8 protein-coding genes are annotated in these 11336 nt (G+C 71.5%); 7 read left to right on the forward strand and 1 reads right to left on the reverse strand.

Annotated features, from left to right (window positions below):
- The first annotated feature begins 239 nt into the window (after window positions 1-239).
- The 7 genes from A37W_RS20770 to A37W_RS0102445 all read left to right on the forward strand — a co-directional run bounded on the left by A37W_RS20770 (window position 240) and on the right by A37W_RS0102445 (window position 10970).
- Complete coding sequence (locus A37W_RS20770) at window positions 240-917, forward strand: hypothetical protein (protein ID WP_156169388.1); 678 nt, start codon at window positions 240-242, stop codon at window positions 915-917.
- A 126-nt stretch (window positions 918-1043) separates the two neighbouring features.
- Complete coding sequence (locus A37W_RS0102420) at window positions 1044-2996, forward strand: Y-family DNA polymerase (RefSeq protein ID WP_018301431.1); 1953 nt, start codon at window positions 1044-1046, stop codon at window positions 2994-2996.
- A gap of 383 nt (window positions 2997-3379) precedes the next feature.
- Window positions 3380-6709 (forward strand): error-prone DNA polymerase, encoded by a 3330-nt coding sequence (locus A37W_RS0102425; RefSeq protein WP_018301432.1) that lies wholly within the window; start codon window positions 3380-3382, stop codon window positions 6707-6709.
- A gap of 348 nt (window positions 6710-7057) precedes the next feature.
- Window positions 7058-8467, forward strand: coding sequence for a circularly permuted type 2 ATP-grasp protein (locus A37W_RS0102430; protein WP_018301433.1), 1410 nt, complete (start codon window positions 7058-7060; stop codon window positions 8465-8467).
- Between the two features lie 4 nt (window positions 8468-8471).
- Window positions 8472-9410 (forward strand): alpha-E domain-containing protein, encoded by a 939-nt coding sequence (locus A37W_RS0102435; RefSeq protein ID WP_018301434.1) that lies wholly within the window; start codon window positions 8472-8474, stop codon window positions 9408-9410.
- 9 nt (window positions 9411-9419) lie between these two features.
- Window positions 9420-10226: a transglutaminase family protein gene (locus A37W_RS0102440; protein ID WP_018301435.1), complete on the forward strand. Its 807-nt coding sequence runs from the start codon at window positions 9420-9422 to the stop codon at window positions 10224-10226.
- A gap of 12 nt (window positions 10227-10238) precedes the next feature.
- Entirely contained in the window at window positions 10239-10970 is a 732-nt protein-coding gene (locus tag A37W_RS0102445) for a proteasome-type protease (RefSeq protein ID WP_018301436.1), read from the forward strand.
- A 3-nt stretch (window positions 10971-10973) separates the two neighbouring features.
- On the opposite strand, the gene A37W_RS0102450 is transcribed toward A37W_RS0102445, so the two are convergent.
- Complete coding sequence (locus tag A37W_RS0102450; protein ID WP_156169389.1) at window positions 10974-11327, reverse strand: response regulator; 354 nt, start codon at window positions 11325-11327, stop codon at window positions 10974-10976.
- Window positions 11328-11336: the final 9 nt, after the last annotated feature.

Here is an 11336-nt window from a genome sequence, read left to right on the forward strand (position 1 = left end):
CCGGCACCCTCCCGGCGCCGGCCGTCGCGGCCCCCCGGGCCGTCCGCACCTTTGAGACCCCATTGCACGCGCGGTGTCAAAACGAAAGCCGTCACGGAAGGCGCCGAAACGGTGTCGGCGGGTTTGACGAATCCCCGGGGCGGGACTAGAACATTTGGAGAACATCCAGCCCGGAGGTCCCGGTGTGCCCATCCTCGCCAGAACCCGTCCCGTCCCCTGCCCCGCCCCTGTCGCCGCCGGTGCCGAAGCTGCCGGACCGGCTGTCGCCCGCGCGTGTCTCGCGCGGTCCCGACGTCGGCCCGGAGCGCCCGCCCGGCATGCTGTCGGAGGTCTTCGCCACCGCGGCGATGGACGGTGCGCCGACGGGATTCGTGCTGGCGAGCCTGTCGGGCGTGACCGCGCCCGTCCTCTGGGTGCAGGACCGTCTGTCCCGGCGCGAGGCGGGCGTGCCCTGCCTCGCCGGCCTGCCCGAGGGGCTGGAGGTGATGCACCTGAAGGTGTCCAAACCGCTCGACGTGCTCTGGGCGCTGGAACAGGCGCTGGGGGCCGCGGGCCTCGGCGGGGTGATCGGCGAGGTCTGGGGGGATCCGCCGGCGCTCGACTTCACGGCGACCAAGCGGCTGGCGCTGCGCGCCGAGGCGCGGGCGCTGCCCTGCTGGCTGATCCGGCGCGCGGCGAGCGCGAACCTCTCCGCCGCGCGGGAGCGCTGGCGCGTCGGCTCGCTGCCGTCGCTGCCGGATCCCGAGGACCAGCGCGCGCCGGGGCAGCCGCTCTGGTCGGCGGAGCTGTTCCGCTCGCGCTGGCGGGCGCCGGCCGCCTGGGTGGCGCGCCATGAACCGGGCCGCGGACTGGTGCTGGAGCACGGGACCGAGGCGGAGGGCGGCGCTGTCGCGGACCTGCAGACGGCGGCGGGCTGAGGCCCCGGTGGGTTTCACCTACCCTACAGGGCGCATCGCGACCCGCGGCGGTCGGTGTAGGGTGGGTGAAACCCACCGTGCGTCCCCACCCTCCCGCGCCGCCGCGCCCCCCGGGAGGCACCCGGCATGAGCGGCGAGGACAAGCTGCCGGTCCTCGCCCTCCTCCCGCGCCGAACGACCGATCCCCAGCCCCCGCGCCCGCGGGCGGGCAACCTGCACCCGGACAGGCCTCGCCCGGCCCGCCCCCGCCCCGCCGTGCCGGCGGAGCCGCGGCCGGCGCCGCCCGCCCCCGTCCCGGCGGACGCCGAGACCTTCGAGCGCGCGCTCGCCGCCCTGCGCGCCGCGCTCGAGGTCGAGGTCGCGCGCCCCCGCAAGGCCCCGGACCTGCCGCAGCCGGAGGAGGAGGAGACGTTCTCTCCCGTCGGCACGCCCCGCGCGATGCGCCGCCCCGGTCCCGCCGGCGCCCCGGCCCGCTCCGGCGCCGCAGAGAGTCGCCCCGGCGACGACGACGGCCCCTCCCGCCGGGATCCGGCACCGCGCCGCATCCTGTCGCTGTCGCTGCCCCGCTTCGCGATGGAGCGCTGGCTGCGCCACCTCGCCCGCGGCGCCGAGGCCCCGCCCGAGGATCTGCCGATGGCGCTCGCCGTCGAGGGGCCGCACGGGCCGGTGATCCACGCCACCAACCGCGCGGCCGAGGCGGAGGGCGTCCATGCCGGCGCCCGCGTCGTCGACATGCGCGCGCTGCTGCCGACCCTGCGGGTCGACTTCGCCGACACCGGCGGCGACGCGGCGGCGCTGGCGCGCCTCGTCCTCTGGGCGCGGCGCTGGTGCCCCTGGACCGCGGGCGACGGGCTGACCTCCGCCGGCGGCGCGGGACTCGTCCTCGACACGACCGGCTCGGACCACCTGTGGGGCGGCGAGGCGGCCATGCTGGCCGAGATCGAGGGCGCGCTCGCCGTCGCCGGCTTCACCGCCCGCGCCGCGCTCGCGCCCACCCGCGGCGCCGCCTGGGCGCTCGCCCGGTTCGGCGGCGTGCGCGAGGTCTGCCCCGCCGGGGCGGTCGAGACGCGCCTCGCCCCCCTTCCCGTCCGCGCGCTGCGGCTGGAGCCGGCGACGGTGCAGACCCTGAACCGCCTCGGCCTCAAGACGATCGGCGACCTCCTCGCGGTGCCGCGCCTCTCCCTCGCCCGCCGCTTCTCGCGCGAGGCGCCGGCGTCCAACCCGCTCCTGCGGCTCGACCAGGCGACGGGCCGCACGGCCGAGCCGGTGGACCCGCCCGAGGAGCCGCCCCGCTTCTCGGTCCAGACCCGCCTGCCCGAGCCGGTGGAGGACCCGGTGCCGCACCTGCCCGCCCTCGCCCGCGAGCTCTGCGCCGGCCTCGCCGAGGCGGGCCACGGCCTGCGCCGCGCCGTCCTCACGGTCTACCGCACCGACGGCGAAGTCGCGTCGGTCACTGTGGCCACCTCCGCCGCGATGCGCGACCCGGCGCACCTGGTGCGTCTGTTCGACGGCCGTCTCGACCGGCTCGACCCCGGCTTCGGCTTCGATCTCGTCACCCTCGACGCCGCCCTGACCGAGGCGATGGACCAGGCGCAGCCCGGCCTCGCCGGAGAGCCGCACGCGGCCGAGGCGGTGGCCCGCCTGGTCGACCGCCTCTCCGGCCGGTTCGGCGGGGGCTCCCTGCTGCGCCCCGCCCCCCGCGCCCGCCACGTCCCCGAACGGGCTGAGGGCTGGAGCCCGGCGATGGCCGGCGCCCTGCCCCCGCGCCTGCTGCGCCTCCGCGTCCTGCGACCCCTCCGCCTCCTCGAGCCGCCCGAGGAGGTGCGCGTCCTCTACGCCGTCCCCGAAGGCCCGCCGGCGCAGTTCGTCTGGCGCCGCCAGACCCTGCGCGTCTCGCGCTACGACGGGCCGGAGCGGATCGCCCCCGAATGGTGGGCCGACCGCCCCGGCACCCGCCTGCGCGACTATTACCGGATCGAGGATCATCTCGGCCGCCGCTGGTGGCTGTACCGCGCAGGGGTCGAGGGCGACGGCCGCGGCACCTCTCCCGAATGGTTCCTGCACGGGGTGTTCCCGTGATCCGAAGGCGCGCCTTCGGCGCATTCTCCTTTGTACGGGGGGGCTGTCCGCCCCCCTCTTGGCCCCGGACCGGGGTCCGGGGCCAATTCACCCCCCGAGAGGTATTTGGGGGCAAGATAGGAGCAGGAAAAAGGAAAGGCGGGACGTCCGGTGCCCAGGGCCCATTCGTCCCGCCCGGGGAGAGCGCGTCAGCGCCGCCCCTACCTTGCACGGTTATCGGCTCTCCAGCCTGTACCGTGAAGCAAGAGAAGCACACTAACCTTAACGCGCTCTTAAATCCTGCTCCTATCTTGCTCCAAATACCTCTCGGGGGGGCGTGCGCCAGCACGCGGGGGGCAGACAGCCCCCCTCCGACGGTGCCACCCCGTACCCGTGCCTGAGCCATGCCGGAAAACGACCAGGTCCCGAAGCGCACGCTGCCGGAGGACGGGGAGTTCGCGCCGAACCCGCGCGCGCCCTTCGTCGAGCTGGGGCTGGCCTCGTGCTTCTCGTTCCTTGCCGGCGCGTCCGACGCGGTGGACTTCGCGCTCGAGGCGTGGACGCAAGGGTACGACGCGATCGGGATCGCCGATCTGAACACCTTTGCCGGGGTGGTGCGGCTGCATACCGAGGCGAAGAAGGTCGGCATCCGGCCGCTGATCGGCACGCGCCTGCGCACCGTCACGGGCGAGGAGATCCTCGCCTATCCGCGCGACCGCGAGGCCTACGGCCGGCTGTCGCGGCTGATCTCCAAGGGGCGAACGGCGGCGCCGGACGGGTCGTGGCAGGCCAAGGGCGTGTGCGAGATCACGCTGGCCGACGTTGCCGCGGCGGCGGAGGGGTCGGAGCTGATCCTGATCCCGCCGCGGGATCTGAGCGGTTTCGCCCGGGTGCTGCCGAAGCTTCTGCGGCAGGTGCCGCAGATCGCGCACCTCGCCGCGGCGCGGCTCTACCGCGCGGGCGACCGGGCACGGATCGGGGCGCTCGACCGGCTGGCGACGAAGCACGGGCTGGAGCTCGTCGCCACCAACGACGTCCTCTACCACGCGCCCGAGAGGCGGCCGCTGCAGGACGTGATGACCTGCATCCGCGAGAAGACGACGCTCGCCGCCGCCGGCTACCTGCTGGAGCCGAACGCCGAGCGGCATCTGAAACCCCCGGCCGAGATGCAGCGCCTGTTCTCGGAATGGCCGCACGCGATCCGCGCGGCCCGCGACCTCGCCGACCGGGTGCGCTTCGACCTCTCCGAGCTCGCCTACGAATACCCGCGCGAGGTCATTCCGGCGGAGATGAGCCCGCAGGCCTACCTCGAGCAGCTGACCTGGGAGGGGGCGGACCGGCGCTATCCGGACGGGGTGCCGAAGACGACGCAGGCGACGCTGAAGAAGGAGCTGGCGATGATCGAGAAGCTCGACATCGCGCGCTACTTCCTGACGATCCACGACATCATCCGCTTCGCCCGCGACGAGGCCAGCCCGCCGATCCTGTGCCAGGGGCGTGGCTCGGCCGCGAACTCGGCCGTCTGCTACGTCCTCGGCATCACCGCCGTCGATCCCTCGCAGCACCAGCTGCTGTTCGAGCGCTTCATCAGCGAGGAGCGCAAGGAGCCGCCCGACATCGACGTCGATTTCGAGCACGAGCGGCGCGAGGAGGTGATCCAGCACATCTACGGCAAGTACGGCCGCGACCGGGCGGGCCTGTGCGCCACCGTCATCCACTACCGGCCGCGCAGCGCGATCCGCGAGGTGGGCAAGGTGATGGGCCTCTCCGAGGACGTCACCGGTGCGCTGGCCAAGACGATCTGGGGCCATTGGGGCACCGATATGGGCGAGAGCCAGGCCGCGGAGGCCGGCCTCGATCTCACCGACCCGGTGCTGCGGCGCACGCTGATCATCGCGCAGCAGCTGATCGGGATGCCGCGGCATCTGTCCCAGCACGTGGGCGGGTTCATCCTGACCGAGCGGCCGCTGACCGAGACGGTGCCGATCGGCAACGGGGCGATGCCGGACCGCAGCTTCATCGAGTGGGACAAGGACGACATCGACGCGCTGGGAATCCTCAAGGTGGACATCCTCGCGCTCGGGATGCTGACCTGCATCCGCAAGTGTTTCGACATGATTTCCGCGCATTACGGGCGGGAGCTCACGCTTGCCACGGTGCCGCAGGAGGACCCCCGTGTCTACGAGATGCTGTGCCGGGGCGACAGCGTCGGCGTCTTCCAGGTGGAGAGCCGGGCGCAGATGAACATGCTGCCGCGCCTGCGCCCGCGGGAGTTCTACGACCTCGTCATCGAGGTGGCGATCGTCCGGCCGGGGCCGATCCAGGGGGACATGGTGCATCCCTACCTCCGGCGAAGGTCAGGCGAGGAGGAGGTGGTCTATCCCGCCCCCGGCCATCCCCACGACCCCGCCGAGCTGAAGAACATCCTCGGGCGGACGCTCGGCGTGCCGATCTTCCAGGAGCAGGCGATGAAGATCGCCATAGAAGCTGCTGAATTCACGCCGAAAGAGGCGAACGAGCTGCGCAAGGCGATGGCGACCTTCCGGTCGAAGGGGACGATCGGCCTGCTTGAGGACAAGATGGTCGGGCGGATGGTGAAGCGCGGCTACGACGAGGAGTTCGCGCGGCGCTGCTTCGACCAGATCAAGGGCTTCGGCGAGTACGGCTTTCCAGAGAGCCACGCGGCGTCGTTCGCGCTCTTGGTCTACGTCTCCTCCTGGCTGAAATGCCATTATCCGGCAGCGTTCTGCGCAGCGCTCCTCAACTCGCAGCCGATGGGGTTCTACGCGCCGGCGCAGATCGTGCGGGACGCCCGCGAGCACAAGGTGGAGGTGCGCGGGCCGGACGTGAACTATTCGGACTGGGACAACGGGCTGGAGCCGGCGGCGCTGTCCGAAGGCGGCGTGCCACGGTTCGCCGTCCGCCTCGGCCTGCGGCAGATCGGCGGCTTCCGCGAGGATGCGGGGACGCGGCTCGCGGCGCGGCGGGACGGCGTCCCCTACCGGGATCTGAAGGAGCTGCAGGAGCGGGCGGGGATGAGCGCGGCGCAGATCGCGCGCCTCGCCGAGGCGGACGCGATGCGCTCGATGTTCCTCGACCGGCGGCAGGCGCTGTGGGACGCGAAGGGACTGCACGACGCGCCGGACCTGCCGCTGTTCCGCGAGAGCAGGGACGAGGGCGAGGAGCGGCCCGTAGGCCTGCCGCCGATGCCGGTGGCCGAGCAGGTGGTGGCGGACTACCAGACGATCCGCCTGTCCCTGAAGAAGCACCCGATGGCGTTCCTGCGCAAATCCCTGACCCGGCAGGGCTATCTGCCCGCCGAGGGGCTGGCGCGGGTGCGCAACAGGCAGAAGGTCAGGATGGCCGGCCTCGTCCTGATCCGGCAGCGGCCGGGCAGCGCGAAGGGCGTCTGCTTCATCACCATCGAGGACGAGACCGGGGTCGCGAACCTCGTCGTCTGGCCGAAGGTGATGGAGGCGTTCCGCAAGGTCGTCATGCAGTCGCGGCTGATCGTGATCCACGGCTACATCCAGCGCGAGGTCGAGATCGTGCACGTCGTCGCCGAGCGGCTGGAGGACCGGACCGACGCCCTGTACCGGCTGGCGCCCGAGGGGCTGGCGGGGACGCTGGCGCGGGCGGACGAGGTGGTGAAGCCGGTCCAGGGCTCGCGGGGGGCGGGGCACTCCCATCCGCGGGACGTGCGCATCATCCCCAAGAGCCGGGACTTCCACTGACCGCGTGATCCGAAGGAGCGCCTGACGGCGCATTCCTTATGGTTCGGGGGGCGTTCCGCCCCCGTCCGGCCCCCGAAGGGCCGGACTCCCCCTGAGGATATTTATGGCTCGGTGAGAGGGAGGACGGAGGGCGCGCGGTCCTCGGGCGGGGGTCGGTGCCTGCGAAACGGGCGCCTCGCCTGCCGCGCGGGCGGCGCGGGCACGCGGGCGGCGGGGTGGCGGTGCGAGCGTGTTGCTCTTGGCCGTCCGGGCCATATGATCGACCCCATGAGCCAAAGTCAGAGCCAGGGCCCGGATGGGCAGAGCCAGAGCCAGTCCGGGCAGCGCCAGCGCCAGAGTTACGACGAGATGTGGGGCGCCGGCGACATGGGCGACGCCCCGCCGCGCGACCCCTACCGCGCCTTCGAGAGCTGGTTCCGGGACGAGAACCCGGCGCGCCTGCGCCGCAAGCAGCGCGAGGCCGAGGAGATCTTCCGCCTGACGGGCATCACCTTCAACGTCTACGGCCAGGCCGAGGCGAACGAGCGTCTGATCCCGTTCGACATCGTGCCGCGGATCATCTCGGGGCGGGAATGGTCGCGCCTCTCCCGCGGGATCGAGCAGCGGGTGCGCGCGATCAACGCCTTCCTGCACGACATCTATCACCGACAGGAGATCATCCGCGCCGGCCGCCTGCCCAAGGAGATGATCGCCCGCAACGAGGCGTTCCTGCCCAAGATGATCGGGGTGCAGCCGCCGGGCGGAATCTACACCCACATCGTCGGCGTCGACCTCGTGCGCACCGGCGACGACGAGTTCTATGTCCTCGAGGACAATGCCCGGACCCCGTCGGGCGTCAGCTACATGCTCGAGAACCGCGAGACGATGCTGCGGATGTTTCCCGAGCTCTTCAGCCGCAACCGGGTGCAGCGGGTGTCGAACTACCCGCAGCTGCTGCACAAGTCGCTCGCCGCCTGCGCGCCGCCGGGGGCGACGGGCACGCCCGTCGTGGGCGTGCTGACGCCGGGCATCTACAACTCGGCCTACTACGAGCATGCCTTCCTCGCCGACCAGATGGGCGTGGAGCTGGTGGAGGGGAACGACCTGCGCGTGGTGGACGGGCGGATCGCGATGCGGACCACCCGGGGCTATACGCCGATCGACGTCCTCTACCGGCGGATCGACGACGACTTCATCGACCCGCTGAACTTCAAGCCCGAGAGCCTGCTTGGCGTGCCCGGCATCTTCGACGTCTACCGCGCCGGCGGGATCACCATCGCCAACGCGCCCGGCACCGGGATCGCGGACGACAAGGCGATCTACTCCTACATGCCCGATATCGTGGAGTTCTATACCGGCGAGAAGGCGATCCTGCAGAACGTGCCGACCTGGCGCTGCTCGGACCCCTCGGCGCTGAAATACGTCCTCGACAACCTGCCCGAGCTCGTCGTGAAGGAAGTCCACGGCTCCGGCGGCTATGGGATGCTGATCGGCCCGACCGCGTCCCGCCGCGAGATCGCCGAGTTCCGCGAGAAGCTGAAGGCCCGGCCCGGCAACTACATCGCGCAGCCCACGCTGTCGCTGTCGACCTGCCCGATCCTCACCAAGGCGGGCCTCGCGCCGCGCCATGTCGACCTGCGGCCGTTCGTCCTGTGCAGCCCCGAGGGGGTGACGATCACGCCCGGCGGCCTCACGCGGGTCGCGCTGAAGAAGGGCAGTCTCGTCGTCAACTCGTCCCAGGGCGGCGGCACCAAGGACACCTGGGTGCTGGAGGAATAGGGCGATGCTGGGCAAGACCGCGGGCGGCCTCTACTGGATGTCGCGCTACCTGGAGCGTGCCGAGAACACGGCGCGCCTGATCGACGCCGGCCAGCGGATCGCGCTGACGCGCGCGGGGTCGGACGAGGACTGGCTGTCGGTGCTGCAGACCGCCGCCTCGAGCGAGGGCTACCTCGACAAGTGGGGGGAGGTGACGCGCGAGCAGGCCATAGACTGGCTGCTGCGCGACCGCGACAACCCCTCCTCGGTCCTGTCGGTGATGGAATACGCCCGCTCCAACGCCAAGCTGGTGCGCACCGCAATCACCCGCGAGGTGTGGGAGAGCGTGAACGAGACGTGGCTGCGCCTGTGCGACATCCTCGCCCGCCGGGTGAGCGAGCGGGACCTGCCCGAGGCGCTCATGCGCATCCGCCAGCGCACCGGACTGGTGCGGGGCGCGATGCACGGCACGATGCTGCGCAACGACATCTACGACTTCGCGCGGATCGGAACCTTCGCCGAGCGGGCGGATTCCACCGCCCGCATCCTCGACGTCAAATACTACGTGCTGCTGCCCTCGGCCTCGTCCGTGGGATCGTCGCTGGACAACGTGCAGTGGGAATCGATCCTTCGCTCGGTCTCGGCCGAGGGGGGCTTCCGCATGGTTCACGGGCACGAGCCGCGGCCGAAGGCGATCGTCGACTTCCTCGTGCGCGACCGCCGGATGCCCCGCTCTCTCGCCTTCTGCGCCGGAAAGATCCGCGACAACCTCGGCTACCTCGCGCAGGACTACGACACCCGCCTGCCCTGCCACGACAAGGCCGAGGCGCTGGCGATGACCTATCTCGGCCGGTCGGTCGACGAGATCTTCGACCACGGCCTGCACGAGTTCCTGCAGGAGTTCCTCGGCGATCTCGCCGCCCTCGGCCACCAGGTCGAGACGGACTACCGCTTCACCGAATAGGGCCCGCCCATGCGCCTCGCGATCCGCCACACGACGAGCTACGCCTACGACGGCCCCGTGCCCTACGGGCTGCAGCAGATCCGCCTGACGCCCAAGAGCGGCCAGGGCCAGACCGTCCACCACTGGGAGACGGTGATCGAGGGCGGCCGGGTCGAGGTGTCGTTCATCGACCAGAACCGCAACCTCGTCCAGCTCGCCACCTTCGACGAGGGCACGCGGGAGATGCGCGTCCACTCCCGGGGGGAGGTCGAGGTCGCGGAGACGAACGGGATCGTCGGCGCCCATGGCGGCTTCATGCCCCTGTGGCTGTTCGAGCGGTCCACGCCGCTGACCCGCGCCGGCCAGCAGTGCCGGCAGATCGTCGCCTCCGTCCGGGACGAGGCGGACGAGCTGACGCGCCTCCACCGGCTCAGCCACGAGATCGGCGCCCGGATCGAGTGGCTGCCGGGGATCAGCAACGTCGCCTGGACCGCCGAGGAGGCGCTGGCCGAGGGGCGCGGCGTCTGCCAGGACCACGCCCACGCCTTCATCGCCTGCGCCCGTGCGCTGGGGCACCCGGCGCGGTACGTCTCCGGCTATCTGTTGATGGAGGACCAGCCCAAGCAGGACGCCACCCACGCCTGGGCCGAGGCGCACATCGGCGGGCTCGGCTGGGTCGGCTTCGACGTGTCCAACGGCATCTGCCCCGACGAGCGCTACGTGCGCGCCGCGACGGGTCTGGACTATGCCGAGGCGGCGCCCATACATGGCACCAGATATGGTGCGGCCGAGGAGCGACTCGCGGTAAGCGTGGAGGTCGAACAGGTCCAGCAGTAGGAACGGACCGGCATGACCTACGGGGTGGCGCTCAAGCTCGACCACGGGCTGGTCTTCATGACCGACACGCGCACCAACGCCGGTCTCGACAACATCTCGACCTACAAGAAGATGTTCACCTGGGTGGATGAGGGCGAGAGCGTCGTCACGATCCTCTGCGCCGGCAATCTCGCCACCACGCAATCGGTCGTCAGTCTGATCGACGAGCGGATGAAGGCGCCGTCCGAACGCTCGCCCTCGATCCTGGGACTGCCGTCGATGTTCCAGGTCGCCCGCCTCGTCGGCAACACGCTGAAGGAGGTGATCGCCGCGAACGCGCAGGCCGGCCAGAAGGCGGACAGCGCGTTCAACGCCACGATCATCGTCGGCGGGCAGGTCGCCGGATCAGAACCGCGGCTGTTCCTCGTCTACCCCGAGGGCAACTTCATCGAGGCCGGCGACGACACGCCCTTCTTCCAGATCGGCGAGACGAAGTACGGCCGGCCGATCCTGGTGCGCGCCTTCGACCGCGGGATGAGCTTCGAAGCGGCGGCGAAGCTGCTGCTCGTCAGCTTCGATTCCACGATCAAGGCGAACCTCTCGGTCGGCCTGCCGCTGGACATGGCGCTGTACGAGGCGGGGAGCCTGAAAGGCGGGCTGACCCGCCGCTTCGAGGCGACGGACCCCTACTACCACGCAACTTCGGATGGCTGGGGGGTGGCGCTGAAGGCGGCCTTCGACCACCTGCCCGACGTCGCGCTCTGACGTTCAGGCCTGCGCCCGCTCCTGGGCGGCACCGAGGGTCGCGTCGATCGCCTCGGTCAGCCGGGGCGGCGCGAGCGGCTTCTCCACGATACGCGCCCAGTCGAACTCGTCGAGAAGCTCGACGGAGTTGTAGCCGGTCAGGAACACCACCGGGATCCCCCGCGACCGCAGGGTCTGTGCAACCTCGAGGCTGGTCTCGCCGTGGCCCAGATTCACGTCCAGCAGCGCGAGGCCGAACTCGCCCTCCTCGGCCTGCTGCAGCGCCTTGTCCCGGCGGGCCACGTAGGTCACGTCCTCGAATCCCATGTCGGCCAGCATGTCCTGGGTATCGAGCGCAATCAGGACTTCGTCCTCCACGTAGAGGAG

The organism is Wenxinia marina DSM 24838 (genome assembly GCF_000379485.1).
In the GTDB taxonomy this organism is placed as follows: Bacteria; Pseudomonadota; Alphaproteobacteria; order Rhodobacterales; family Rhodobacteraceae; genus Wenxinia; species Wenxinia marina.

Bases quoted from the DNA above. Each gene is read 5' to 3' on its own strand.
- A37W_RS0102420 (WP_018301431.1), top strand. From the start codon at position 1,044: ATGAGCGGCGAGGACAAGCTGCCGGTCCTCGCCCTCCTCCCGCGCCGA.
- A37W_RS0102425 (WP_018301432.1), top strand. From the start codon at position 3,380: ATGCCGGAAAACGACCAGGTCCCGAAGCGCACGCTGCCGGAGGACGGG.
- A37W_RS0102430 (WP_018301433.1), top strand. From the start codon at position 7,058: ATGTGGGGCGCCGGCGACATGGGCGACGCCCCGCCGCGCGACCCCTAC.
- A37W_RS0102435 (WP_018301434.1), top strand. From the start codon at position 8,472: ATGCTGGGCAAGACCGCGGGCGGCCTCTACTGGATGTCGCGCTACCTG.
- A37W_RS0102440 (WP_018301435.1), top strand. From the start codon at position 9,420: ATGCGCCTCGCGATCCGCCACACGACGAGCTACGCCTACGACGGCCCC.
- A37W_RS0102445 (WP_018301436.1), top strand. From the start codon at position 10,239: ATGACCTACGGGGTGGCGCTCAAGCTCGACCACGGGCTGGTCTTCATG.